Origin of the sequence: Actinomadura mexicana, assembly GCF_900188105.1 — a bacterium.
GTDB lineage: Bacteria > Actinomycetota > Actinomycetes > Streptosporangiales > Streptosporangiaceae > Spirillospora > Spirillospora mexicana.
In genome coordinates this window covers 57,106-82,560 of the sequence record NZ_FZNP01000011.1, presented here as the reverse complement: position 1 = coordinate 82,560, position 25,455 = coordinate 57,106, and the positions used below count along the sequence as shown (strand labels likewise).

Below are 25,455 nucleotides of genomic sequence, written 5' to 3'. Positions count from 1 at the left end.
CCGGCCGGACGGGCCACGGGCGCCGGTGCGTTACGGTCGCGGTCGGGCAGGTCACACAGGACTCGGATGCGTCACGGAGCAGTGCGCCGCTGATGCATAGTTGCCATAAGGCAACTACTATCGGCGCGGCACCTGCGGGGCGGAGGGGGAAGGGTGGTGGACGGACTGATGTCGCACGGTCTTGAGACGACCGGCCTCGAGGCGACCTCTTCCGCGCCGCCCGGACCGCGCATGCCGGTCGCGATCACCGGCGCCGCCGACGGCGGGCCTGATCTCGGGCCGCTGCGGGTGCTGCTGGTGGAGGACGATTCCGCCGACGCGCTCCTGGTGGAGGACACGCTCGCCGACACCGGGCTGCGCGCGTCGCTGCAGTGGGTGCGTTCGCTTCCCGAAGCGCGGGGCCCGTTGTCGGCGAACCCCGTGCCCGACTGCGTGCTGCTGGACCTGCACCTGGGCGAGTCGCAGGGCCTGACGGTGCTCCGGCAGGTGCTGGAGTGGGCGCCGGGCGCCGCGGTGGTGGTGCTGACCGGGCTCGCCGAGTCGCAGGCGGGCACCGCGGCGATGGCCGCCGGCGCGCAGGACTATCTGTCCAAGGACCACCTGGAGGCGGATCGGCTCGGGCGGGCGATCCGGTACGCGGTGCAGCGGCGCCAGGTCCAGCAGGCGGTCGCGGCGCTGCAGGTCCAGCGGATGCGGGCCCAGGAGAACGCCCGGCTGGAGCGCGGGCTGCTGCCGCGCCCGAGGGTGTCCAATCCGCGCCTGCGGGTCGTCTCGCGGTACCGGCCGGGCCGGGCGCACTCCCTGCTGGGCGGGGACTTCTACGACGTGGTGGAGACCGGCGACGGGCTGGTGCACGCGGTGATCGGGGACGTGGCCGGGCACGGTCCCGCCTCGGCGGCCCTCGGCGTCAGCCTGCGGGTGGCGTGGCGATCGTTCGTGCTGGCCGGAGCCCGTGGAGCGCGGGTGGTCGAACTCCTGGAGGAGCTGCTGGCCGGGGAGCACGGCGGCTCCGAGATGTTCGTCACCCTCATCACGGCGACGCTGTTCCCCGACCGGCCCGTGGCGCGGGTCGTGCGCGCCGGGCACCCCGGGTTCCTGCTGCACGGGAACGGCGAGGTCCGGCTGGTCGAGCCGCCGGGCGGGCTGGGCGTGGGCATGGTGCCCGGGCTGGCCGGCTGGCGCGAGCACGACGTCCCGCTGCCGGCGGGGGCCTCGCTCGTCCTGTTCACCGACGGCCTGTTCGAGGGCCAGATCAACGCCGAAGGCCGGCGCCTGGACCTGACCGGCCTGCTCCAGCTCGCCCAGGGGCACCGCACGCTCTCCCCCGACGACTTCGTCGACACACTCATCACCGACGTCGAGGCGGCCTCGCTCCAGCACGGCGGCCTGGACGACGACGTCGCCGTCATTCACCTTGGATGGACCCCCACATGAGCACACCGCCCCTGACGGCGCGGGACACCGAGACGGCCGAATCCGCCGGTCTCCCCGCACCGGCCCCGGCGAGCGGCCCCCCGCGACGGCGGGGACTGACCGTCCGGACCTGGTTCATGCTGGCCGCGCTGCTGATCGTCGTACTCACCGTCACCGGCGCGGTGGCGGTCCAGAGCCTGCTGGAGGACACCGCGCGGGCCTCGGACCGGCTGGTGGACAGGATCGCGCCGGTGCAGGTCGAGGCGAGCCGGATGCAGATGGCCATGCTCAACCAGGAGACCGGCGTGCGGGGCTACGCCCTGGCGGGCGACCGGCAGTTCCTGCAGCCCTACACCGACGGGCTGGCCACCGAGCAGGAGTCTTTCGCGCGGCTGCAGCGGCTGCTGGCCGACGAGCCCGAACTGCGGGCCGACCTCGACGCGATCCAGCGGACGATCGGGGCGTGGCGCCGCGACTACGGCGCAGTCGTCATCGACAAGGTCCGCGAGCAGGGGCCCGGCGGCGAGGCGGCCGCCACCGCGGCCCGGGGCAAGCCCGCCTTCGACCAGGTCCGCGCCACCTGGGCGATCCAGAACCGCCACCTGGCCGAGGTCCGCGCCGAGAGCCGCGCCGACCTGCGCCACACCCGCACCATGCGGGACTGGACGCTGACCGCCCTTTTCATCGCGCTGCTGGTGACCGCGGCGCTGCTGGCGATCCTGCTGCACTACACCGTGGACCGGCCGCTGCGCATGCTCCGCTCCGCTTCACGCCGGGTCGCCGACGGCGACTTCACCCATGTCATCGGTGCGCACGGCCCCGCCGACGTGCGCGACGTGGCCCACGCCGTGGAGGCGATGCGCGGCCGGATCACGATGGCGCTGGAGCAGTCCACCGAACGCGAGCGCCTGCTCCAGAGCCAGACCGCTGAGCTGGACGCGCAGACCGTCGAGCTGCGCCGCTCCAACGCCGAGCTGGAGCAGTTCGCCTACGTCGCCAGCCACGACCTGCAGGAGCCGCTGCGCAAGGTCGCCTCGTTCTGCCAGATGCTGGAGCGCCGCTGCGCCGACCAGCTCGACGACCGCGGCCGCCAGTACATCGCCTTCGCGGTGGACGGCGCCAAGCGCATGCAGGTGCTGATCAACGATCTGCTGACCTTCTCCCGGGTCGGCCGCCTGCACCAGCACCAGCGGACGCTCTCGCTGGGTGAGCCGCTGGACCAGGCGCTGGCCAACCTCGACGACGCCGTCACCGAGGCCGGCGCCCGCATCGAGCGGCCCGACGACCTGCCGGAGCTCACCGCGGACGCCACGCTCATGGTGATGCTGTGGCAGAACCTGATCGGCAACGCGGTCAAGTTCCGCTCCCCCGACCGCGACGTGGTCGTCCGCGTCACCTGCGAGCGGGAGGACGGGCACTGGCACCTGACCGTCACCGACAACGGGATCGGCATCCCCGCCGAGTACGCCGACAAGATCTTCGTCATCTTCCAGCGGCTGCACAGCCGCGACGCCTACGCCGGCACCGGCATCGGCCTGGCCCTGTGCAAGAAGATCGTCGAGTACCACGGCGGCCGGATCTGGCTCGACCCCGACCGCGAGGAAGGCTCCCGCTTCCACTTCACCCTCTCGGCCGAAGAGCAGTCCGCCACGCCCGCCGGCGCGGCGGCCTCCGATGAAGCCCCGACCGGCCCGATCTCGGACGGCGCCGGCGCATCCGCCGCGGGCACGCCCGACGGCGACGTTCCCTCCTCGACCACCGACCTCCAAGGAGCCAGTTCGTGACCAGCACTGCCGTCCAGCCCATCACCGTCCTGCTGGTCGAAGACGACCCCGGTGACGAGCTGATGACCCGCGAAGCCTTCGAGCACAACAAGGTCGGCAACACGCTGCAGGTCGTCCGCGACGGCGCGGAGGCCCTGGACTTCCTGTACAAGCGGGCGGACCACGTCGGCGCGCCCCGCCCGGACCTGGTCCTCCTCGACCTCAACCTGCCAAAGCGCGACGGCCGCGAGGTCCTGGAGGAGATCAAGTCCGACCCGGAGCTGGCCTCCATCCCGGTGGTGGTGCTGACCACGTCGTCGGCGGAGGAGGACATCCTGCGCAGCTACAAGCTGCACGCCAACGCCTACGTCACCAAGCCCGTCGACTTCGACCAGTTCATCCAGGCCATCCGGCAGATCGACGACTTCTTCGTCACCGTCGTCCGCCTCCCCACCCGCCACTGACCCCGCCCCCGCTCCGTCGCCGCACCGCCGGGTGGTCGGCGGGGCGCGGCGGGGGTGGTGCGCACCGATGTTCTTCGACGGCTTGACCGCGCCGTCGCGCGGCGCATTGCGATGTGCTTGCGGCCCGTGGGCGAGACCGGTCAGGAATCGAGAAGCGCGGGTGAAGAAGCCGCGGCTAGCGTGATCGGCATGGACATCACCATTCACACGAGCTTCCTCCCGCACGACGACCCGGACGCCTCGCTGGCCTTCTACCGCGACACGCTCGGCTTCGAGGTCCGCAACGACGTCGGCGGCGGCAGGATGCGCTGGATCACGGTCGGTCCGCCCAAGCAGCCCGACACCGCGATCCTGCTGGCGCCGCCGGCCACCGATCCCGGCATCACCGACGACGAGCGCCGCACCATCGCCGAGATGATGGCCAAGGGGACCTACGGCTGGATCCTGCTCGCCTCCCCCGACCTCGACGACACCTTCGACAGGGTGCAGGCCGCGGGGGCCGAGGTCGTCCAGGAGCCGATCGAGCAGCCGTACGGGGTGCGCGACTGCGCGTTCCGCGATCCCGCGGGCAACCTGATCCGCATCCAGGAACTGCGCTGATCCCTGGGGGCTCGCGGCTTCGGACCGGGTGCGTCGTCCGGTCCCGCGCAGTTCCTGCGCGCTCGGCAGTGCTGAGTCCGAGTCGGGTGGTTGAGGCCTGTTCATAGAAACTTGGCGGCTTTGTATCGACTACGCCTATCCGCAAGGTCATCATGGCGGCTGGTCGCCCTCGATCCGGGCGCGGTCCGGGTCAGGGGGAAATCGTCCCCTTCGGGACGCATTCGTTCGTAGGAGGTACCTGTGCTCAAGCAGCGCTCCCGGCCGTCCTGGACGAAACGAGCCGCCGTCACCGCGGTGGCCGCGACATGCGCGACGGGCGTCACCGCCAACGTCCCGGCGAGCGCGACGGTCTACGGCTCCTGCACGATCTCACGCTGCTCCGACGGCCGGTACGCCGCCTCGGTGTGGGGTGGGAAGGGATGGCCGTCCAGCTCAGGCTGGTACTCCTGGCCGGACGGCCTGTACAACTACACCGGCGGCGTCTACCACAACTACGACGGCCAGCTCCCGGCCGGAACGTCCTACCACGAGTACGACGTGTACTCGCGGACGAGGGGCTCCTCGCGCGACGCCTACCGGATCGTCCACAGCAGCACCGGCACCGTCTACTTCTCGCCGGACCACTACTCCAACTTCTACAAGCTCTCCTAGGGACGGGACCCGTCCGATGACCTCGCTGCCACCCTGGTTGACGCTGACCAGCGATCCGGTGCGGGCGGCCGTCGACGGGCACGCGTGCCGGACCCGCGCCGCCTTGTTCCACGAGGCGGCACGGGCCCTCGGCTTCCCGGACTACTTCGGACACAACTGGGACGCTTTCCTGGACTGCCTGCGCGACCTCGACCGTCCCGTCCTCACCGTGGCGCGCGCCGACGAGCTCCTGGCGGAGGAGGACCCGAGGGATCTCGCGATCCTTCTGGAAATCCTGGCCGAGCGGGATGTGCCCACGACCCTCGCCACCGCCTCCGAGCGCATGCCCGGCTTGCGCACCCGCCTGGCCGCCGCCCTCCCGTCGCCTGAACGATAGGGTCCTCACCGCTGCACTTCCGGCTGTCGAGATGGTTGGAGCATCGCTGGTGCGAACGCGTCTGCTCGCCCAGGTACGGGATCGGGTCAACCGGTTCAACGCCGAACGTGACGCGACACTGGTCCTGTCCCCCCGAGCGGTCGCCGACGCGGTGGATCTGATCTGCTCGGTCCCGGACCCTGTGGACGACGTCGAGGTCGCGCAGGCGGCGGGATGGCTGTTCTGGCTGCGCTTCGCCGCCCGCGGTTCGGCCGAGGGCGAGCCGGACCTCAGCGTCGCCCTGGAGCTGCTCAATCCGGTGTACCGGCTGGTTCCGGCCGGGATCCCCCCGTTGATCGGCGAACTGTTCGACGGCGAGCCCCCGTCCGCCCCGGACGGCGGCGGGCTGCTGGCCCGCCTCGGCCGCATGCTCTACCGGGACACGCTCGCTTCGGAGGACGCCGGCGCCCTGGACCGGGCCGTCGAGCTGTTCCGGCTGGCGGCCGGGGCCACCGGGCCGGACCACGCCGAGCACGGCCGCTGCCGGACCAACCTCAGCAGCGCGCTGCTGACCCGGTTCGAGCGGACGGGTGCGCCGCAGGACCTGGAGGAGTCGATCGCGTTCGGCCGGGCGGCGGCCGAGTGCGCCGTAGCGGGCGAGCCCGACGGCGCCCTCTACCTCTCCAACCTCGGCAACGCCCTGCTGACCCGGTTCGAGTACCTCGGCGGTGAGCCCGACCTCGACGCCGCGATCGAGGCCGGACGGGCCGCGGTCACCTACTGGCCCGACCACCCTGACCGCGCCGCCATGGCGTCCAACCTCGATCTCGCCTTACGGACCAGGGAGGCCCTGCTCCACCGGGTGACCGGCATGGACGAGCTGATCGACCTGGCGCGGGACGCGGTGATCACGACCTCGCCCGACCACCCCGCGCACGCCGGGCAGCTTTCGCAGCTCGGCCACGCGCTGCTGGCCCGGTTCGAACGCGCCGGGGATCCGGCGGATCTGGACGAGGCGGTCGAGGCCCATCGGGAGGCGGTGGCCGTCGCCGCACCGCAGGACGCCGAGCGTCACGCCTACCTGTCCGAGCTCAGCGACGTCCTCCGGATCCGGTTCGTCCAGACCGGTGATGAGCTGGACCTGGCCGACGCGGTCGAGGCGGGACGAGCCGGGGTGGCGGCGCCCCGCCCCGACGACCCCGATCTGTGCGGACGCCAGTCCAACCTCGCCAACGCCCTGTGCGAGCTGCACCGGCGGACCGGCGGCCGGAAGGAGCTGGACGAGGCGGTCGCGCTCGCCCGGCGGGCCGCGGCCGCCACTCCGGCGGATGATCCCGAACGTCCCTCGTGCCTGTCGAACCTGTGCGACATCCTCCGCATGCGGTTCGAGCTCACCGGGGACGAGGCCGACATCGACGCCGCGGTCGAGGCCGGCCGCGCCGGGGTCGCCGCCGCGCCGCCCGGCCATCCGCACCTCCCGGCCCATCTCGGCAACCTCGGAGCGGCCTCGCTGTCCCGGTTCCGCGGCACCGGCGGCCAGGCGGACCTGGACGAGGCGGTCGAAGCGCTCCGGATGGCGGTGGCCGCCGCGCCGGACGCGAGCCCCCACCGCGGGACGATGCTGGCGAACCTGGGCGGCGCGCTGCAGATCCGGTTCGACTCCCTGCAGCGCCGCGAGGACCTCGACGAGGCGATCGACACCTGCCGGGAGGCGGTTCTCGCCACCCCGGCGGACCACTCCAGCAGGGGCGTGCGCCTGGCCAACCTCGGCGCGGCCCTGCAGTCCCGGTTCTCGCTCGGCGGGGAGCGGGCCGACATCGACGAGGCGGCCGAGTCCGTCCAGGCCGCCGCCGCGGCCGTCCCGCACGGCCACCCGCGCCGTGCCGGGGTCCTGTCGAACCGCGCCCTCGTCCTGCTCCGGCGGTACGAGCACACCGGCGAGGCGGCGGACCTGGACGCCGCGGTCGGCGCCGCCCGCGCCGCGGTCGCCGCCATCACCCCCGACCATCCCGACCGCGCCGGGTACCTGGCCAATCTGGGCCAGGCGCTCGGCGCCCGGTTCACCCGCACGGGCGCCGGACCGGACCTGGACGAGGCACTCGCGGCGTGCCGGGAGGGATCGGCGGCCGAAGCCGCCCCTCCCCGCGTCCGCGCGGTCGCGGCCGCCCGCTGGGCCAGGCTCGCCGCCGAGGCCGGGCGGTGGGAGGAGGCCGTGCGCGGTTACGCGGCGGTCGTGGACCTGATGGGCCGCACGGTCCCGCGGGGCCTCGATCGCCGCGACCAGGAGATCCTCCTCGGCGACATGGGCGGGATCGGGTCGGACGCCGCCGCCTGCTGCGTGCGCGCCGGGCAGGTCGAGTACGGGGTCGAGCTGTTCGAGCAGGGACGCGGGCTGCTGCTCGGCCAGGCGCTCGACACCCGCACCGACCTCACCGCGCTCTCGGAGCGGCACCCGGACGAGGCCGGACGGTTCACCGCCCTCTGCGCGGAGCTCGACCGTCCCGCGCCCGCGGCGGGAGTCCCTGGCAGCGGCGCCGTCCCGGTACCCCAGGCATCGGTGGAGCGCCGCGCCACGGCCGCGGCGTTCGACCGGCTCGTCGCGGAGATCCGGGAACTGCCCGGATTCGATCGCTTCCTGCGCCCGCCCGCCGTCCGCGACCTCGCGCCGGCCCGCGGTCACATCGTGATCGTCAACGTGTCGGGCCTCGGGTCGCACGCGCTGGTCCTGGACGCCGACGCCGGCGCCACGGCCGTGCCGCTGCCCGCGCTCACCCCTGACGCGGTGGTGGCGGAGGTCGGCGCGTTCCTGGCGGCGGTCGAGGAGATCGGCGCCAAGGAGGCCAGGTCGTGGGCGGCCGGGCAGCGCCGGATGTCGCGGACGCTCGAATGGCTGTGGGACGCGGTGGCCGGTCCGGTGCTCGACCACGTCGGTGTCGGCGGGCCGCCCCAGGACGGCGCCCCGTGGCCGAGGCTGTGGTGGTGCCTGTCAGGGCTGATGTCGTTCCTCCCGGTGCATGCGGCGGGGTACCACGGCACCATGGCCGACGCGGCCCCGGAAACGGTCGTCGACCGGGTCGTGTGCTCGACGACCCCGACCGTCCGGGCCCTGGCCCACGCGCGCCGCGGCGCGGCGGACGCGGTGCGGCCCGGCGGTGGCCCGGCGGTCGCCGTGGCGATGCCCCGCACGCCCGGCGCCCGGTCCGACCTGCCGGGGGCGGAGGCCGAGGCGGCCCTGATCGGCCGGCGCTTCCCGGGCGCGGTGGACGTCCTCACCGGCTCGTCCGCCACCCGCGAGGCGGTGCTCGCGGCGCTGCCGAAGGCCCGATGGGCGCACTTCGCCTGCCATGGGCACAGCGACCTGGCCGACCCGTCGTCCAGCCACCTGCTGCTGGCCGACCACCAGACCCGGCCGCTGGCGGTGACGGACCTCGCCGGGCTGCGCATGGACGGCGCCGAACTCGCCTTCCTGTCGGCCTGCTCGACCGCCCGGCCGGGGGCACGCCTCGCGGACGAGGCGATCCACCTGGCGTCGGCGTTCCAGCTCGCCGGCTACCGGAACGTGATCGGCACCCTGTGGCCCATCGGGGACCGGCACGCCGTCGACATCGCCGACCTCGTCTACACGGCCGTCGCCGACGGCGGAGACGTCGCCGGCGCGGTCCACGCCGCGACCCGCCGGATGCGGGACCGGTGGCCGGGCTACCCCTCGGTGTGGGCGTCGCACGTCCACGTCGGTGCCTGACCGGGCCGCCCGTACTACGGAGTGAGCCTCTCGAAGGGGCAGCCCAGCAGGATCTCCGCCGCCTGCCGCGGGTAGTCGTCGTCGTCCGGCACCAGGAGCAGGTCACGTGACGTGCCCGGTCTTCTGCCGGGAAGGCCATGGCAGTGGGCGATGAAAGGCGACGGGCCGGTACCGGCGCCCCCCTCGACCGGCACGGCATCCCTCGTCTCGAAGAGGAACCGGCCGTCCGTGACCGTCACGAGAGCGATGCCGTGCGCTCGCGCGAAGGCCACGGCACCGCTCTGGTACGTGGCGGTGGACACCATGACGCCCTTGTGCGCGCCGACGCTCTGGACCTTCTGGTGGAGCACCTGCACCAGCTCGCGCTTGATCGGGTTCCGGTGGTGCTTGGCCTCGACCACGACCAGGAAGTCCATGCCAGCGAACCGGTAGCGGACCGTCGCGTCGAGGTCGTAGGTCCCGTCGGAGCCGGCCACCTTCTCATGCAGCGTGACGCTCAGCCCGCTCACGTGCGGGGCGGCCGACCCGAGCAGCCGATCGGCGACGAACTCCTCGAACTCCGCTGGGGTGATGCCGGGCCGGGGGTGGGCCGCGGCCGGCGACGCCACCGGGGTCTCCTCCTCGCTCACGTGTCGGATCCTACGAGTTCGCCGCTCCCGCTCGCTGATCCATACGGCGATCCGCGGAACCCGGCGTGCGCCCGCAGACGGCTGAGCAGTCAGGCCGGTTCGACCAGGAAGACCGGGCGGTCGGAGTCTGGGGGCGCGGTCGCGTTCGGGCCGGTGTCGAAGGCGGCGCGGACGAACGGCACGACCCGGTACTTGCGGCGGTAGGCACTGACGATCCGGTGCCTGCGGTCGTCGTCGATCTCTGTGAGGCGCACCTGGCGGAAGCGTCGCCCGCGGCCGAGTTCGGCCCGGCCGTCGGAGCGGGCGTTGCGGACCCAGTGGGTCTCGCCGAAGGGCGAGACGAGCCACTGCCGGCCGTCGAGTTCCAGAAGCGCCACCGGAGCGGTGCGAGACAGGCCGCTGCGACGGCCGCGAGTGCGCAGCAGGACGAGGGGGCCCATCGGAAGGCCCCAGGTCAGCAGCCGGAAGGGCACCCGGTTCATCCGCGCCAGCCGCGGCGGAAGGTCGGCGCCGGTCATGATCGCTCCCGAGCCGCCGCGACGCCGCCCGGCCGCCCCTGCGCCCCTCCGCTCCGCCGGGACGCCCGGCTCGGTCTGCGGCTCACCGTCTCCGCACGCATCGCCCACCTCCACGTTCGACTCTAACCGGTGGTATTTCCTCCGTTTAATCATGGCATGTCGAGGAGCGTTCGCACAAGACTAAGTGGAATGATGGTCTCCGTTTGCCGGTGGCAGCCTGCCCCTGCCTGAAGCCGCTTCGCGCAGTTCGAGGCCGATCGGAAAACGTTCCGACGGCCTGCCGAACGACCTGATCGCGACGGCCGCCGCCCTGCCGGTCCGCCAGGCCCGGAGGGGACCGGATCACCGGTAGCGTCGGGGCATGCGGCTTCACGTGGGGTGCGCGATGTGGGCTCACGCGCGGTGGCAGGGGCGGTTCGTCCCTCCGGCGCTGCCTCCGGGCGAACGGCTGCGGGCCTATGCGAGCTGGTGCAACGCGGTCGAGGGCAACACCACCTTCTACGCGACGCCCCCGCGGAGCACCGTGGAGTCGTGGGCGGAGCAGACCGGGCCCGGCTTCCGGTTCGTGACCAAGCTCCCGAAGACGATCACGCACGAGCGGCGGCTCGCCGGGGGCGGGGAGGAACTGCGGGCGTTCCTGCGCGCGATCGAGCCGCTCCAGTCGCGGGCGCACGCGCTGTGGGTGCAGCTCCCCGGCTCCTTCGGCCCCGGTGACCTCGGGACGCTGGCGGCGTTCCTGCACGGGCTGCCCGCGGCGCACAGGTACGCCGTCGAAGTGCGTCACCGCGCGTTCTTCGAGGACGCGGGATCCGTGCGCGACCTTGAGCGGGTCCTGTCCCGCGCCGGGGCCGAGTGGGTCCCGTTCGATACGACCGCGTTCTTCCAGAGCCGTCCGACCAGCGACGCCGAACGGGACGCCTGGACGAAGAAGCCGCGGGTGCCCCGCAGGGCGGAGGCGCTCACGGACCTGCCGATCGTCCGCTACCTCGGACGGGACGACACCGAGCGCACCGTCGAGGGCTGGGGGTTCTGGGTCGGCCGCGTCGCCGGATGGCTGGCCGAGGGACGCTCGCCGACCGTGTTCGTCCACACGCCGGACAACGCCGACGCGCCCGGGCTCGCCCGGCGCTTCCACGACGAGGTAAGGGCCCGCGTGCCCGGGCTGGAGCCGTTGCCGGAGCCCGTCCCCGCGGAACCCCCGACGCTGTTCTGACCGGTCAGCCTGGCTCCAGCATCGCCCGGGTCGCCTCCTCGACGATGTCGCGCATGGCGCGTTCGGCGGCCTCGGCGTCGCCGGCCTGCACGGCCTGCGCCACCTCGGCGTGCCAGCGGATCGCGGCCGGCTCGGGGTGCGCCGGCATCAGCTCGTGGTGGGTGCGGCCGGCCAGGACGGCGGCGACCACGCCGCTCAGCGCGCCCATCATCTCGTTGCCGGACGCCTCCAGGAGCGTCCGGTGGAAGCGGATGTCCGCGGCCAGGTAGGCCTCCAGGTCACCGGACCTGCCGTGCACCGCCATCTCCATGACCGCGCCGGTCAGCGCGCCGCACTGCTCCGGCGTCGCGTTCCGGGCCGCCAGCGCGGCGGCCACCGGCTCCAGCCCGCGGCGCAGCTCGCCGAGGGAGCGCAGCTGCTCCTCCCGGCCGTCGCCCTCGAGCCGCCAGCCGATGATCTGCGGGTCGAAGACGTTCCAGTCCGGGCGGGCGGCGACCGTGACGCCGACCCTGCGCCGGCTCCTGACCATGCCCATGGACTCCAGGACGCGGATCGCCTCCCGGATCACCGACCGGGACACCTCGAACCGCGCCTCCAGCTGCTCGATCCGCAGTACCTCGCCCGCGGGCAGCGCGCCGGACGTGATCAGCATGCCGAGCCGATCGAGGACGCTGCCGTGCAGGCCCGCCGAGGAGGTCCCCACCATGCGCCAATCATCACACGAAGCCGGACAACTTCGGACAAAGATATGATTTTACGGAGCTATCCCTTGTTAACGGCAGGTTATAGCGGCCACACTCGGGCGACATCATCGTTCGCTCCGGCTCCCAGGAGGATGACGCATGCACCCGATCGTGCTGGCCGCGGCGCCGGCGGCGTCGAGCGGGAGGCTCGTGCCGGCCGCGCTCGCCGGCATCGCCCTGATCGTCATACTGATCACCTACTTCAAGGTGCATCCGTTCCTGAGCCTGACCCTCGGCTCGCTGCTGGTCGGGATCGTCGCGGGGCTGCCGGTCGCCGACACCGTCGACGCCTTCGTCAAGGGGTTCGGCGACACCGCCGCCGGGGTCGGCGCGCTGATCGCGTTCGGCGCGATGTTCGGCAAGCTCCTGGCGGACTCCGGCGGCGCCGACCAGATCGTCGACACGATCATCGGGCGCACCGGGCGCCGGTTCCTGCCGTGGGCGATGGCCCTCGTCGGGGCGCTGATCGGGCTGCCGATGTTCTTCGAGATCGGGCTCGTCCTGCTGGTGCCGGTCATCCTGCTGGTGGCGCGCCGCGCCCAGATGTCGATCATCGCGGTCGGGATCCCCGCGCTGGCGGGCCTGTCGGCGATGCACGGGCTGGTCCCGCCGCACCCGGGGCCGCTCGTCGCGATCGACAACCTCAAGGCCGACCTCGGCCTCACGCTCGCCCTCGGCATCGCCGTCGCGCTCCCCACGATCGCCCTGTCCGGCCCGGTCTTCGCCCGGTTCGCGTCCCGCTGGGTGGACGTCCCGGCGCCGGAGCTCTACGTCACCGGCGCGGACGAGCGGGACAGCGGGGACGACGCCGCCGTGGACGCCGAGCCGCGGCGGCGCCCGTCCTTCCCCGTCACCCTGTTCACCGTGCTGCTCCCGGTCGCGCTGATGCTGGGCAAGGCCGTCGCCGACATCGCCCTGGACGAGGGCGGCCGGGTACGCACCGTCCTGGACAACCTCGGCACCCCGCTGGTGGCGCTGATCATCGCGGTCGTCGTCGCCATGTTCACCTTCGGTCGCGGCTCCGGCATGGACCGGGAGGCGATCGCCTCCTCGCTGGCCGGGTCGCTGCCGCCCATCGCCGGCCCGCTGCTGATCGTGGCCGCCGGCGGCGGCTTCAAGCAGACGCTCGTCGACACCGGGATCGGCGATCTGGTCGCCGACTGGGTCAAGGACAGCGACCTGTCGGTGCTGTTCCTGGCGTGGCTGGTCGCCGTCCTCATCCGGCTCGCCACCGGCTCGGCGACCGTCGCCACGGTCACCGCGGCCGGGATCCTCGCGCCGGTGGCCACCACGCTCGACAGCGGTCAGACGTCGCTGCTCGTCCTCGCGATCGGGGCGGGCTCGCTGTTCTTCTCCCATGTCAACGACGCGGGCTTCTGGCTGGTCAAGGAGTACTTCGGGCTCAGCGTCGGGCAGAACATCAGGACATGGTCTTTGATGGAGACCGTGATCTCGGTGTGCGGCCTGGTGTTCGTCCTCCTTCTGAACCTGGTGGTGTAGCCATGACCTATCCCGACGCCCGCTACTTCGGGGACGGCGGCGAGAGCAGCGGGACGTTCCGTCCCGCCGGGGCGGCGCCCGACCTGCTCATCGGCGCGGCCGACAGCGACCGCGTCCACCGCGGGACCCGGGTGCACTACCTGGGCACCGGCGGCTCGACGAACGGCGCGTTCGGCCTCTACCGCTGGGAGATGGGGCCGAAGCCCTCCGGTCCGATGCCGCACTTCCACCGGACGATCACCGAGTCGTTCTACATCCTGTCCGGGACGGTCCGGCTGCACGACGGCACGGGCTGGAAGGACACCTCGGCGGGCGACTTCCTCTTCGTCCCCGAGGGCGGCGTCCACGGATTCCGCAACGAGTCGGGAGAGCCGGCGGCGATGCTCCTGCTCTTCACGCCGGGCGCTCCCCGCGAGGCCTACTTCGAGGAGCTCGCCGAGATCGCCGCGACCGGGCGGCGGCTCACCGACGAGGAGTGGACGGACCTGTACCGGCGCCACGACCAGTACATGGTGTGACGCCGGTCCGGGCGGCTCGGGCACCGCCCGGACCGTCCGCCCGCCGCGCTCCTCCGGCGGCTACCCGCCGATGAAGCCCCTGGACTTCAGCCACGTCTCGGCGACCTCCTCGGGCTGCTTGCCCTTGATGTCGACCTCGCCGTTGAGCTCCCGCAGGACCGAGTCGGTGAGCGCCGCGGCGATCGGGTTCGCGATCCTCCCGATGGCGGGATCGTCCCTGTAGACGGACTCGCGGACGGTCAGGGCGGGGTTGTAGACGGGGAAGAACTTCCTGTCGTCCGGTACCGGGGTCAGGCCGAGCGCCTTGATGCGCCCGTCGGTGGTGGCGACCTCGCCGAAGGCGCACGGCTCGCCCTTGCCGACGGCGTCGTAGATGGCGCCCTCGGCCAGCGTCGCCACGTCCGACTTCGGCAGGCTGAACCCGTAGGCCTTCTGCAGGCCGGGCCACCCGTCGCTGCGTCCCGCGAACTCGCTCGCCACGCACGTGGACGCCTTCGACGGGTCGCTCTTCGCCAGCCGCGCGTAGCCCGACAGGTCCGCGATGCCGAGCCGCCGCATGGTCGTCGTCTTCACCGCGAGTGCGTAGGTGTTGTTGGCGGGCGCGGCGGCCAGCCACTTCACCTTGTTCTTCGCGAGGTCCTGCTCCGCGACGGCCGCGTACTGCCGGCCCGGGTCGCCGATCGGCTCGGTCTGCTTGAGGTAGTTGACCCAGGCGGTGCCCGTGTACTCCCAGTAGAGGTCGATGCTGCCGGACGTCAGCGCGGCCCGCGTGGTGTTGCTGCCCTGGAGCCCGCACTTCTCCTTGACGGCCGCGCCCGCCGAGCGCAGCGCGAGGGCGGTGACCTGGCAGAGGACGAGCTGCTCGGTGAACTCCTTGGAACCGACGGTGAGGGTGACGCCCTTCAGCGAGTTGCCCTCGGCCAGGCTCCCGGCCTTGGCGTCGGTGCCGGTGGAGCTGAAGCATCCGGCGGTCAGGGCGACGGCGGCGAGGGACGCGGCGGCGGGAAGCTTGCGCATGGTGACTCTCCTCGGGGTTTTCAGAGGCCGCGGGGGCGCAGGACGAACTCGACGATGCCGATCAGCCAGTCGGCGGCCATCGCGAGCACGGCGGTCAGGACGCTTCCGGTGAGCAGGATCGGGGTCCGGTTGAGGGAGATGCCCGTGTTGATGAGCTCGCCGAGCCCGCCCGCGTTGGTGAACGCGGCCAGCGTCGCGCTGCCCACGTTGAGGATCACCGCGACCCGGACGCTGGCGAGGATCACCGGAACGGCGAGCGGCAGCTCGACGCGGAACAGGACCGCCGCCCTGGACAGGCCGATACCGCGCCCCGCCTCGATGAGCGACCGGTCGACGCCCTGCAGGCCGACCATCGTGTTGCGCAGCACCGGCAGGGCCGACACGAGGATGAGCGCGACCACCGCCTTCTGGAAGCCGATGCCGACCGTGACGGCGAGCAGGACGAGCACCCCGATGGAGGGGACGGCCTGGCCCACGTTGGCGAGCGCGAGGAACGGCGCCGACAGCCGGCTCAGCCGCGGCCGGGTCAGCAGCACGCCGAGCGGGATCGCGATCGCGAGGACGAGCGCCGTGGACACCGCGACCAGCCTGATGTGCTGGAGGAACTGGTGGGCGATCTCGGACCGGTCGAGGGATCTGCGCTCGATCGCGTCGAGGTCCAGGCCGCGCACGTACAGGTAGAGGGCCGCCGACACGGCGACGAGGAAGACGGGGGTGACCAGGAGCCCGGGGAGGGAGCGCCCGGCGGCCTCGTCGCCGGGCCTCGTCCGCTCCGGCACCGCCGTGACGGTCATGACCGCGTCTCCGGCGTCCGCCGGACGATCGCCGACCACGAGACCGCGCCCGCGGGGCGTCCGTTCTCGTCCAGGACCGTGGCGGTCTCCGCCCCGGCACGGAGCATCGCGTCGAGGGCCTCGTACAGGGACTGGTCCGCGCGGACGGTCGCGGCCGGAGCGCCTTCCGCGGCGGGCAGCAACTCGATCGAGCCGACCTCGACGAGCCGCAGCCGCCGCATCGCGGCCCCCGCCCCGACGAACTCCGCGACGAACCCGTCGGCCGGCTCGGCGAGGATCGCCGCGGGCGTGTCGTACTGCACGAGCCTCGCGCCCTGTCCGAGGATCGCGATCCGGTCGCCGAGCTTCAGCGCCTCCGTGAGGTCGTGGGTGACCAGAACGATCGTCTTGCCGATCCGGGCCTGGATCTCCAGGAACGCGTCCTGCAGCCGCTCGCGCGTGATGGGGTCGAGTGCGCCGAACGGCTCGTCCATCAGCATCGCGGGCGGGTCGGCGGCGAGGGCGCGGGCGACCCCGACGCGCTGCTGCTGCCCGCCGGACAGCTCCTTCGGGTACCGGCCGCGGTACGTGCCGGGGTCGAGGCCGACCATGTCGAGCAGCTCGTCGACGCGGGCGCGGACGCGTTCGCCGTTCCAGCCGAGCGTCCGCGGGATGAGCCCGATGTTCGCGGCGATCGTCATGTGCGGAAACAGCCCGACCTGCTGGATCACGTAGCCGATGCGGCGGCGCAGCCGGTCGGCGTCGACCCGCGTGACGTCCTCCCCGTCGAGGAGGATACGGCCCGAGGTCGGTTCGATCAGCCGGTTGACCAGGCGCAGCGTGGTCGTCTTACCGCAGCCCGACGGGCCCAGCAGCACGACGATCTCCCCGTCCCGGACGCTGAGCGTGAGATCGCCGACGGCCGGGGCGTCCTGCCCGGGATATCGCTTGGTGACGCCCTCCAGCCGGATCATCTCCCGTCCGGGCGGGGCGGCCTGCGTGGTCTCGGTCGCGGCGGATTCGGTCATCTCAGCCCCCTGGAGGTGGTGAGCCGGGACAGCAGGACGAACAGCGCGTCCAGGACGAGTGCCAGGACGGCGACGCCGAGCGTTCCGGCGAGGGTGTCGTTCAGCGCGTTGGCTCCGCCGATGCGGGACAGCCCCCCGAAGATCAGCTCGCCCAGCCCCGGACCGGCCACGGCGGCGGCGATCGCCGCGATCGCCACCGTCATGATCGTGGCGACCCGGACGCCGGTGAGCACGACCGGCCAGGCCAGCGGCAGCCTGACCCGCAGCATCCGGCTCAGCGGGCTCATCCCCATCCCCCGCGCCGCCTCCTCCACCGCGCTCGGCACGCCGTCCAGCCCGGTGATGGTGTTGCGCAGGATCGGGAACACCGCGTACAGCGCGAGGGCGGTGATGGTGGGGGCCAGGCCCAGCCCGAACAGCGGGATGAGCAAGCCGAACAGCGCGAGCGACGGGACGGTCAGCATGGTGCCGGTGACGCCGAGGGCCAGCCCCCTCGCCCTCGGCCGCCCTTCCACGGCGACGCCGAGCCCGATCCCGACCACGGCCGCGATCGCGACGGCGATCAGGACGACCTCGGCGTGCTCGCCCATCATCCGGGCGATCGTGGGCCAGCGTTCGGAGAGGTACTCGGAAAAGGTCATCGCCGCCTCCCGTCACCGCGCGCGGCGGCGGGAGCCCGGGCAAGGACGGCGGGTTTCGCGTCTCCCATACCTCAGAGGCTGCCTACGGATGATCAGTCTGGCAATAACAGATCGGTGAGACCGAACGCTCTGCCACCCCGGCACCCGCCCATCGACGGCCCCCACCGCCCTCGGCGAGCGCTACGCCGGCCGCCCTTCGATCCGCCGGCCTCCGGCCAGCCCGGCCCGGTTGACGGGGAGCATCAGGAGATGCGCACGATCTGACCCCAGACCCAGCCGGACCAGGCAGTCCACACCGGGCGCTCTCCCCTCCGACCCCCCGCAGAACCAGCCCCATCACGCAGCTGGGCAGATGCCACCAACCGTCCGACACTAACGACACCCCTTCAAAGAAACCCGAGATGCCCTACGCCCACGACCCGGAACTCCTCCCGTGGATCGCGCGGATCCCGCGCCTGTCGATCGCCGACATCGAGCAGACCCGCCGGGAGAAGGACTTGTTCGCCGGCATGCCGAGATACGCCCTTCCCAAGCGCCCCACCTCGGGGCCCGCTCCACAAGCCGCATCCCCCTCGACACGCGTGCGGAGACAACGAACTCCTCCCCCCGGCCGGCCGGCACCCCACCTTCCGATGAGCGGAAGAATCCAGTTCTCCTGCCAGACCAACCCGCAAGGATTAACACTCCGCCCCCCGCACCGCACCCAGCCGAAGCTCAGCCTTCGGAACCCCGAATCGATCCACGCACCGCAACACGCCGCGGACGCCCCGTCCCCTCCGACAAAGCGTCAAGCGCGACAGGTACCAGGCCCCGCCCCGAACCCCGGGATGGACGCGGCCCTCCGCTTCCCAGGGCCGCGCCCATCCCCGGCCCCCCGAAACCCGGCCCACCCCTGAACCGGCCACATGCCCACGGCAGACACAGGCATGGCGTTTGGTCGCCCGTTGCGCGGGGCGCGGGGACTTTGAGGCCGCGCTTTGGTACCGGCTCGTGGGAGGGACGCGGCCGCTTGCTTCACCCCGCAGCGTCGCACCCTGCGGCTAGCCTCTGGGCATGGCATCGCGCCTCTACCACCTGGTCATCGACTCTCCGGAGACGTCCGCGCTCCCCGGATCCTGGCCGACCGTCCTTGACCAGCCGGTCCCCTACCGCTCGGACGACGAGGTCTTCGTCGGCACGGCCCCTGACGCTTATCCCCGGCTGTGCTTCATCCCTGACGACCGCACGAAGACCGCGAAGAACCGGCTGCACACAGACCTTGACCAGGACGGCCAAGGGGCCGAGGCACGGCGCATCTTCTCCCTAGGTGCTCGCCGCACCGGCGCCGGCCGGTCCGCCGACGTGCCGTGGGTCATGCTTGCGGATCCCGGAAACAACGAGTTCTGCGTGCTGCGGCCTCACTCCTCCCTCATCGAATAGCTTTCCGCCCACAGAAAGAGAAAATGACGATGAACGACTTTGATGCCCTGAATCGGATCCGAGAAATCTGTATGCCGTTGCCAGAGGTGACAGAGAAACCTTTCGGCGGTCACACAGCACCCTCCTACCGGGTTCGCGACAAGCTCTTCGCGATGACCTCCGAGGACGGCCTGTCTCTGACGTTCAAGGCCGGGCCCGGTGTGCAGGAAGCTCTGGTCGCGGAGGCACCCGAGCGTTTCTTCGTCCCGAAGTACGTGGGCTCCAAGGGCTGGATCGGCGCACGACTCGACGTCGAGCACGACTGGGACGAGGTGGCCGAGCTGATCGAGGACAGTTACCGCCTCATAGCCCCCAAGCGCCTGGCCGATCTCCTCGACAAGGGACAGCCCCCACCTCCGCTGACATGATCGCCGCAACTCCTGACGTTCAGCGCGGTCGGCGTTCCAGGTGCGCCAGGCAGGCGAGTGCTCCATCGTGGCGTTGTCGGGTTGCCAGCCGCGCTGGAGCAGCGCTGTCAGCAGAGCGCCCAGGTAAGGGGCGGGGCGGGTCAGGAAGTTCTTGGTGACGGGATGACCTCCCAGCCCATCTCCTTGGCGAGCCAGCCACGGCGGCGCGCGTCGTGGGTCCTGGCGTCTCGACCGGTGTGGTGGCGTTCGCCGTCGTATTCGAGGCCGACGCGGAATTCGCGGTAGCCGAGGTCGATGTAGAGCCAACGACCTTGCGCGCCCAGCACCGGGATCTGTGTCTCGGGGAGCGGGAAGCCGGTGTTCACAACGGCGACGCGAATCCAACTCTCGCCGGGGGAGGCCGCGCCGCGGTCACCGAGTCGGAGGATCCGGCGCAGCCGTTCGTTGCCGCGGTACCCCCGCAGCGTCCGGGCCATCGCGGTGAGTTCCTCGACGTCGACGCCTCGCCGCAGGAACTGGTCAAGGGCCGCGACCGCCTCATAGCGAGGGAGCCAGCGGGCGCAGTCAAGAGCGGTGCGGGTCGGGCAGGTGAGGCGTACATCGGATTCCTCCACTACGTGTTCGGGTGGCAATTCGACGTTGTCGGCGGTGATGGGGACCGCGTCTGGTGGAGCCTCGGGGGTTCGGGGGGTGACGAGTTCGACGTCCCAGTCGAGCTCGCTCACTCCCGGAGGTAATACGTCCAGGCCCCATATCCATGCAGCCGTGCGGCGCGCGATGACGACCTTCTGGGGAAGGAGGCTGCTCAACGATGCTGCGCGTTCGGCGAGGCCGGCCCCTTTGACGGGGACGACACAGGCGTCTGGACCGATCGGGATGATCGAGTCGGCGGCCGTTCGTTTCCAGGTGAGGGTGATTCCGTCCATGGGACTGATGTTGCCTCGCCCGGCGGTTCCGGACAGGCAGCCGCGAGAATGTGGATAACTTCAAGTCGTCCCAGGTCAGCGCGTTACCCGCGGGGCCTCGCGGCCTGGCGGCTCTTCGTCGAAGGCCGGTGGCGCCGACGCGGCGGAGACCATGCAGGGCCACGGCCCTGACGGCGATGGCACCGCCCACGGAGAACCCCGTCAGGACGAAGATCGCGCACCGGCTGCGGCGGCTCGGAAAAAACCTGGCCGGGCGCGTCGGAAGAGCGGCCCGCCGAGCGATGGAGGGGTATGAACCACCCGGGACAGCTGGAGCCCGACCCGGGGCCGGCCCTGCTCGATCCCTACGACACGGCCTTGCCCGAGGTCTACGGCTACCTCCTGCCCCGGTGCGGTCGGCGCGCCCTGGCCGAGGACCTTACGGCCGAGACCTTCCTGGCCGCCGTGGAGGCGCTGCGCAAGGAACCGCCCCCGGTGCTGTCGGTCGCGTGGCTCGTCGGCGTGGCGCGGCACAAACTGGCCGACCGCTGGCGGCGGGCGGCGCGGGAGCAACGCGGTCTCCAGGCCCTGGGCGGGGGCGTCCTGGACCCCGCTGAGGACCCGTGGGACGAACGCCTCGACGCGCTCGTCGCCCGAGACGTCCTCGGCACGCTGGCGCCTCACCACAGGGCCGCCCTGACGCTGCGCTACCTCGACGGGCTGCCCGTCCCGCAGGTCGCCGAGCATCTGGGCCGGACGCTTCACGCGACCGAGGCACTGCTGACACGGGCTCGCAAGGCCTTCCGGCGCGCCTACACCGACCACTGTCCACGAGCCCGCCGTCGCCCGCGTCCGCGAGGCCGGCGGCACCGCGACCGACCCGGCCCGACAGCCCTACGGAGTCACCTCCGAGTGCACCGACGACCAAGGAAGCCGCTTTTACCTGGGCCGGCACTGACATCTAAGACCCATCGCGATTTCTTTCTTCCCCAACCACGGTCATCCGGACGCCACGAACGCCAACGCCCTTTTCACCGGCGTCCTGTCCCGTCTCGCGCCCGGCGCGGGGTCCCGAGCCTCTGCGACCCCATGGCAGTCCATAGGGAAATGACGGGTTAGGTATGTGTCCGTCGGAGTGGGCTGAAAGAACAGGGTGCTGGGTAGAAGTCGAACATGTCTGGTGGGCTGGTTGGTCGACGGGCTTTGGCGTCGGATTGGCTGGTATGGACAGCGAAGACCGTGCGCTTCGGGTAAAGGCACGCCGTGCGCGGCGAGCCGGCGAGCGCGGAGCGACAGCGCGGCCGCCGGACGGTCCCGAGGCCCCTGCGACGGCCTCGGAGTGCAGGCCCGAGGCCGGAGAGTACGCGCGGCAAGCGATGGTCTCATCGGCGCGAGCCCACGACCGCGCCGCGTTGCTCCTGGAGGAGATGGCCACAGTCCACCCCGAAGAGGCCGACTTGCACCTCCAGTCCGCCGCACGCCACCGCCGATGGGCCGACAACGACAGAAGACTGGCCCGGCAACACGCACCACGCGGCGGCGAGCCCGACACCACCTGACCACGAACTCTCCGGTCAACGGCACGCCGATCCGGGCGATGGCAGACGTCGCCGACGAGACCCGGGCAACGGGACGACGCCGACGCGGTAGGGCGCACCACGACCCAGCGCACCCGGCGGCGCCCGGCCACGAACTCCCCGGTCGACCTGCAGGGCTCGCTGGAGGGTCTCGGAAGCACGCCTTTCGCCGGCGAGGGCGGTGGAGGGCCGGGCCGTTGGGGGTGATGGGCGGGTCGTCCCGCTGCATTGGGTTTGTGACCTGGGGAAGCAGGGGCGGGGATGCGGTCAAAGACGGGTGACCGATGTCCACGCTGTGAAAGGTCCGCGATGAAGAGGATGACGAGGATGACGCCACGGTGACCGCCGAGGTCTACCAGGAGGGCGACCAAGCGATCTCGGCATCGCCACCGGCACCGTCCATTCCCGGCTCAGCCGCGCCCGCGCCGAAATGCGCGAGGCGCTCGGCGGAACCGACCCCCTTGACATGGGAGAGGAACAGTTCGATGGGTGAACTTCAGCGCATGCACGACGAGGTGCCCCCGCCCAGCCCGGAGGTTCTGGCCGAGGGCCGGACACGGCTGGTCGCCCTCGCCCGGGACGGCGGGCGGCGCGACCCGCGGCTCCGGCGCCACCGGGGAATGCTGGCGGTCGCGCTGGCCGGCGGGGTGGCGGCCGCCGGCGCCGTGGTGGTCGCTACGCAGGGCTCGGACGGCGGCCCCCGCGAGGTGATGCCGGTCAGCGCCCACGAGGTGCTGACCCGGGCCGCGGCGGCCGCCCGTCTGGAGCCCGAGCTGCACCCACGCCCCGGCCAGTACCTCTACATCCGGTCCGTCGTCGCGTGGGGGCCGGGGAAGTCCGCCCCGGACAAGGCCCGGGGCCAGGAGACGCGGGAGCGCTGGGTGTCGGTCGACGGCTCCAAGCCGGGGCTGCTGCGCGCCCCGTGCCACCGGCGGGGGGGGCCGAGGTCTGCGACTCCCCCGTCCCCATCGAGGACAAGAGCGCGCCCGTCCCCCGCCCGGGCAGCCAGCTCTGGCTCGTGCGTACGATGCCGGGCCTGCTCAAGCATTGGAAGTCCCAGGTCACGGCGCCTACACCCACCCCCTTCGCCACCGCGGGTCGCGACAGGCCCTTCGGGGCGTGGAACTGGTACGGCGTGGGCGAGCTCGTCGGTGGCTACCTGCCCCCCCAAGGTTCGCGCCCAGGTCTTCGAGTTCCTCAGCGACGTCCCTCGGGTGAAGGTGGACGAGCACGCCGCCGACGCCATCGGCCGGCCCGCCGTCGCCCTGTCCCAGGACTCCGACGGCGGCCGGCTGGAGCTGATGTTCGACCGCTCCACCTACCGCTTCCTGGGCAGCCGCTGCCTCGACCGGACCCCCCGCCCCGACGGCGGGGACTGGATCGGCACGGCCGAGAGCGGCGCGGGAGAGGTGAAGACCACCGTCCTCCAGGTCGAGGTCGCCGACCGTCTTCCCACCCGGTCCTGACCGCACGCGGCGGGCCCGGCATCTCCCGCGATGCCGGGCCCGCCGGGGTCCGCCTTGTGGCGGGCGGGGGCGGGGCGCTTAGGTAGGGAGGTCATGTAAGCATCTGATTATCGATCTGGGAGGTCCTAGTGCGGGTTGGGGTTCTGCTCAACGAGCGCGGCGGTGTCGAGGCGCTGGGGAAGCTGGCGGACGATGTGCGCCGTGCGGTCGACGACGGGTTCTCCTCGGCGTGGATGTCGCAGATCTTCGGGGTGGACGCGCTGACCGCGCTGGCCGTGGCGGGCAGCGGGGTCCCGGGCATCGAGCTGGGGACGGCGGTGGTGCCCACCTATCCGCGGCATCCGGCCGTGCTGGCGCAGCAGGCGAGGACGACCGCGCTGGCGCTGCAAGGGCGGCTCACACTCGGCGTCGGGCTGTCCCACAAGATCGTCATCGAGGACATGTACGGGTACGACTTCGGCAGGCCGCTGCGGCACATGGACGAGTACCTGTCGGTGCTGGCACCGCTGCTCGAAGGGGAGAACGCCTCCTTCACGGGCGAGACGCTTCGGGGCGCCATCGGGTTGAGCGTGCCGAACGAGGGGCGGGTGCCGCTGCTGCTGGCGGCGCTCGGCCCGAAGATGCTGAAGCTGGCGGCGGAACGGGCGGACGGGACCGTGCTGTGGATGACCGGTCCCGTCACCGTCCGCGAGCACATCACGCCGACCATCGCGGCGGCGGCCGAGGCGGCCGGGCGGGACGCGCCGCGCGTCGTGTGCGTCCTGCCCGTGTGCGTCACCGGTGACGTGGAGCGCGCGCGGGAGCAGGCCGGGAAGACGTTCGAGGTGTACGGGATGCTGCCGTCCTACCGGGCGATGATGGACCGGGAAGGCGTGGACGGGCCGAAGGACCTGGCCCTCGTCGGGGACGAGGACGCGGTCGCGGCGAAGCTGGAGGAGCTGGCCGAGGCGGGCGTCACCGACTTCGTCGCCGCCGAGTACATGCCGGGCGACCGGCGCACCCGGGAGTTCCTGAAGACGGTCACGGCGAAATGAGCTCGTAGAGGTTGCCGCTGGAGTCGGAGAAGTAGAGCCCGCGGCCGCCGAGCGGGTGGTCGTCGTCGACGCGGCCGTTGTCGGCGTGGGCGGGGTCGTCGCCGTAGGGGATCTCGCGGGCGTCGAGGCGGTCCACGACCGTGTCGAAGGTGACCGCGTCCACGTCGAAGGCCAGGTGGTGGCCCTGCGGGTAGGCGACGGTCAGGAAGTCGAGGGTGAGGCGCTCGTTCACGCGGATCGGGACGAAGTGCCGCGCGTGCGGGTGCGGGCCCGTGTACTCCAGGCCCATGACGGCGGCGAAGAACCGGGCGGCCTCGTCGTTGTCGGCGGCCGTCACGATCGCGTGGTTCAGGGTGATCGTCATGCGGCGGTTCCTTCCTTGAGAGCGCCGTGCAGGAAGACGTCCAGGTACTCCTCGACGGAGAGGGGCTGCGCGTCGGGGCCGGCGGCGGGCCGGGCGCGGCTGAACACGAAGCCCATGAACAGGCTCGCGATCTGCTCGACGGGCAGGCGCAGCCGGTCCCGTTCGGGTTCGAACAGCTCGGCGAGCGCCTCGCGGGTGCGGGTCATCGCGGCGGCGCGGTCGGGGCCGGGCTCGCCGTCGCCGGGCACGCGGCGCTCGCGCCGGCCGGTGGCGTGCAGAGCCCCGATCACCAGGCCCATGCGGGCGAGGTAGGCGTCGATCGCGGCGGCGGCCTCGGCGAGCCGCGCGGGCAGCGGCTGGTCGAGCGGGATCGCGCCGATCTCGGCGAGGACGTGGTCGGTCCGCAGCGCCTCGGCGACGCAGGCGTCCAGCAGCTCGTCCTTGTCGGCGAACACACGGAAGATCGTCGCCTCGCCGATGCCGGCGGCGCGGGCGATCTGCGCGGTGGTGACGGCCATGCCGTGCTCGGCGACGAGCGGAAGCGCGGTCCGGATGATCATTTCGCGGCGCTGCTCCGGGCTCATTCCCGGGGCGCGCCGGCGGCTCTTCTCCTCCATGCCCGCCACGATACGGAGTGAGTACTCACTCCGTCAAGACCGAAGTGAGTACTCACTCCGCACAAACCGACAGATCAGCATTCGGTGGCTGATACCGT

At 72.2% G+C, this 25,455-nt stretch carries 25 protein-coding genes; 15 read left to right on the top strand and 10 right to left on the bottom strand.

Features of this window, described 5'->3' with window-relative positions; all coding sequences use genetic code 11:
* Positions 1–168: 168 nt before the first annotated feature.
* From CHC11_RS26830 to CHC11_RS26800, 7 genes are all read left to right on the top strand, one after another.
* Positions 169–1,434 carry a PP2C family protein-serine/threonine phosphatase gene (locus CHC11_RS26830; RefSeq protein WP_245919819.1) on the top strand — a complete coding sequence of 422 codons (1,266 nt, stop codon included), beginning with the start codon at positions 169–171 and terminating at the stop codon, positions 1,432–1,434.
* On the top strand, positions 1,431–3,197 hold the full coding sequence (locus tag CHC11_RS26825; RefSeq protein WP_089314603.1) for a sensor histidine kinase: 1,767 nt from the start codon (positions 1,431–1,433) through the stop codon (positions 3,195–3,197). The genes CHC11_RS26830 and CHC11_RS26825 overlap by 4 nt, the downstream gene beginning before the upstream one ends.
* Positions 3,194–3,640: a response regulator gene (locus CHC11_RS26820; protein ID WP_089314602.1), complete on the top strand. Its 447-nt coding sequence runs from the start codon at positions 3,194–3,196 to the stop codon at positions 3,638–3,640. Before CHC11_RS26825 ends, CHC11_RS26820 begins: the two co-directional genes overlap by 4 nt.
* A gap of 189 nt (positions 3,641–3,829) precedes the next feature.
* Positions 3,830–4,240 carry a VOC family protein gene (locus CHC11_RS26815; RefSeq protein WP_089314760.1) on the top strand — a complete coding sequence of 137 codons (411 nt, stop codon included), beginning with the start codon at positions 3,830–3,832 and terminating at the stop codon, positions 4,238–4,240.
* A gap of 240 nt (positions 4,241–4,480) precedes the next feature.
* Positions 4,481–4,891 (top strand): ribonuclease domain-containing protein, encoded by a 411-nt coding sequence (locus CHC11_RS26810; protein ID WP_089314601.1) that lies wholly within the window; start codon positions 4,481–4,483, stop codon positions 4,889–4,891.
* 16 nt (positions 4,892–4,907) lie between these two features.
* Positions 4,908–5,267, top strand: coding sequence for a barstar family protein (locus CHC11_RS26805; RefSeq protein WP_089314600.1), 360 nt, complete (start codon positions 4,908–4,910; stop codon positions 5,265–5,267).
* A gap of 49 nt (positions 5,268–5,316) precedes the next feature.
* Positions 5,317–8,988, top strand: coding sequence for a CHAT domain-containing tetratricopeptide repeat protein (locus CHC11_RS26800; protein ID WP_218826263.1), 3,672 nt, complete (start codon positions 5,317–5,319; stop codon positions 8,986–8,988).
* Between the two features lie 14 nt (positions 8,989–9,002).
* Here the strand turns inward: CHC11_RS26800 and CHC11_RS41620 are convergent, their stop codons facing one another.
* Entirely contained in the window at positions 9,003–9,617 is a 615-nt protein-coding gene (locus CHC11_RS41620) for a restriction endonuclease (RefSeq protein WP_179279015.1), read from the bottom strand.
* Between the two features lie 89 nt (positions 9,618–9,706).
* Positions 9,707–10,135, bottom strand: a complete 429-nt coding sequence (locus tag CHC11_RS26790) for a nitroreductase family deazaflavin-dependent oxidoreductase (RefSeq protein WP_179279014.1) — start codon at positions 10,133–10,135, stop codon at positions 9,707–9,709.
* Positions 10,136–10,496: 361 nt separating this feature from the next.
* Here CHC11_RS26790 and CHC11_RS26785 point away from each other — a divergent pair, with 361 nt between their 5' ends.
* The gene (locus tag CHC11_RS26785) at positions 10,497–11,348 is read left to right on the top strand and encodes a DUF72 domain-containing protein (RefSeq protein ID WP_089314596.1); all 852 of its coding nucleotides are present in this window, start codon (positions 10,497–10,499) and stop codon (positions 11,346–11,348) included.
* Positions 11,349–11,352: 4 nt separating this feature from the next.
* On the opposite strand, the gene CHC11_RS26780 is transcribed toward CHC11_RS26785, so the two are convergent.
* Positions 11,353–12,054 (bottom strand): FadR/GntR family transcriptional regulator, encoded by a 702-nt coding sequence (locus CHC11_RS26780; RefSeq protein ID WP_089314595.1) that lies wholly within the window; start codon positions 12,052–12,054, stop codon positions 11,353–11,355.
* A 136-nt stretch (positions 12,055–12,190) separates the two neighbouring features.
* On the opposite strand from CHC11_RS26780, the gene CHC11_RS26775 reads away from it, so the two are divergent.
* Together CHC11_RS26775 and CHC11_RS26770 are read left to right on the top strand one after the other, a co-directional pair.
* Positions 12,191–13,591 carry a GntP family permease gene (locus tag CHC11_RS26775; RefSeq protein WP_089314594.1) on the top strand — a complete coding sequence of 467 codons (1,401 nt, stop codon included), beginning with the start codon at positions 12,191–12,193 and terminating at the stop codon, positions 13,589–13,591.
* Between the two features lie 2 nt (positions 13,592–13,593).
* On the top strand, positions 13,594–14,109 hold the full coding sequence (locus tag CHC11_RS26770) for a cupin domain-containing protein (RefSeq protein ID WP_089314593.1): 516 nt from the start codon (positions 13,594–13,596) through the stop codon (positions 14,107–14,109).
* Between the two features lie 60 nt (positions 14,110–14,169).
* On the opposite strand, the gene CHC11_RS26765 is transcribed toward CHC11_RS26770, so the two are convergent.
* The 4 genes from CHC11_RS26765 to CHC11_RS26750 are packed head-to-tail and all read right to left on the bottom strand — an operon-like array spanning position 14,170 to position 17,568.
* The gene (locus CHC11_RS26765) at positions 14,170–15,126 is read right to left on the bottom strand and encodes a glycine betaine ABC transporter substrate-binding protein (protein ID WP_089314592.1); all 957 of its coding nucleotides are present in this window, start codon (positions 15,124–15,126) and stop codon (positions 14,170–14,172) included.
* Positions 15,127–15,146: 20 nt separating this feature from the next.
* Positions 15,147–15,920 (bottom strand): ABC transporter permease, encoded by a 774-nt coding sequence (locus tag CHC11_RS26760; protein WP_143227331.1) that lies wholly within the window; start codon positions 15,918–15,920, stop codon positions 15,147–15,149.
* The gene (locus CHC11_RS26755) at positions 15,917–16,927 is read right to left on the bottom strand and encodes an ABC transporter ATP-binding protein (protein ID WP_218826262.1); all 1,011 of its coding nucleotides are present in this window, start codon (positions 16,925–16,927) and stop codon (positions 15,917–15,919) included. Before CHC11_RS26755 ends, CHC11_RS26760 begins: the two co-directional genes overlap by 4 nt.
* Entirely contained in the window at positions 16,924–17,568 is a 645-nt protein-coding gene (locus CHC11_RS26750; RefSeq protein WP_089314591.1) for an ABC transporter permease, read from the bottom strand. Before CHC11_RS26750 ends, CHC11_RS26755 begins: the two co-directional genes overlap by 4 nt.
* Positions 17,569–18,621: 1,053 nt before the next feature.
* On the opposite strand from CHC11_RS26750, the gene CHC11_RS26745 reads away from it, so the two are divergent.
* Entirely contained in the window at positions 18,622–18,987 is a 366-nt protein-coding gene (locus tag CHC11_RS26745) for a VOC family protein (RefSeq protein ID WP_089314590.1), read from the top strand.
* Between the two features lie 23 nt (positions 18,988–19,010).
* On the top strand, positions 19,011–19,394 hold the full coding sequence (locus CHC11_RS26740; protein ID WP_089314589.1) for an MmcQ/YjbR family DNA-binding protein: 384 nt from the start codon (positions 19,011–19,013) through the stop codon (positions 19,392–19,394).
* A gap of 140 nt (positions 19,395–19,534) precedes the next feature.
* On the opposite strand, the gene CHC11_RS26735 is transcribed toward CHC11_RS26740, so the two are convergent.
* Positions 19,535–20,320, bottom strand: a complete 786-nt coding sequence (locus CHC11_RS26735) for a hypothetical protein (RefSeq protein WP_143227330.1) — start codon at positions 20,318–20,320, stop codon at positions 19,535–19,537.
* A gap of 291 nt (positions 20,321–20,611) precedes the next feature.
* On the opposite strand from CHC11_RS26735, the gene CHC11_RS43700 reads away from it, so the two are divergent.
* From CHC11_RS43700 to CHC11_RS26710, 3 genes are all read left to right on the top strand, one after another.
* Positions 20,612–21,418: an RNA polymerase sigma factor gene (locus CHC11_RS43700; RefSeq protein ID WP_089314587.1), complete on the top strand. Its 807-nt coding sequence runs from the start codon at positions 20,612–20,614 to the stop codon at positions 21,416–21,418.
* Positions 21,419–22,361: 943 nt separating this feature from the next.
* Positions 22,362–23,342: a CU044_5270 family protein gene (locus tag CHC11_RS41615; RefSeq protein WP_179279013.1), complete on the top strand. Its 981-nt coding sequence runs from the start codon at positions 22,362–22,364 to the stop codon at positions 23,340–23,342.
* A gap of 128 nt (positions 23,343–23,470) precedes the next feature.
* Positions 23,471–24,376: an LLM class F420-dependent oxidoreductase gene (locus CHC11_RS26710; protein ID WP_089314584.1), complete on the top strand. Its 906-nt coding sequence runs from the start codon at positions 23,471–23,473 to the stop codon at positions 24,374–24,376.
* On the opposite strand, the gene CHC11_RS26705 is transcribed toward CHC11_RS26710, so the two are convergent.
* The gene (locus CHC11_RS26705; protein ID WP_089314583.1) at positions 24,363–24,740 is read right to left on the bottom strand and encodes a VOC family protein; all 378 of its coding nucleotides are present in this window, start codon (positions 24,738–24,740) and stop codon (positions 24,363–24,365) included. The genes CHC11_RS26710 and CHC11_RS26705 overlap by 14 nt on opposite strands.
* On the bottom strand, positions 24,737–25,357 hold the full coding sequence (locus CHC11_RS26700; RefSeq protein ID WP_245919816.1) for a TetR/AcrR family transcriptional regulator: 621 nt from the start codon (positions 25,355–25,357) through the stop codon (positions 24,737–24,739). The genes CHC11_RS26705 and CHC11_RS26700 overlap by 4 nt, the downstream gene beginning before the upstream one ends.
* Positions 25,358–25,455: the final 98 nt, after the last annotated feature.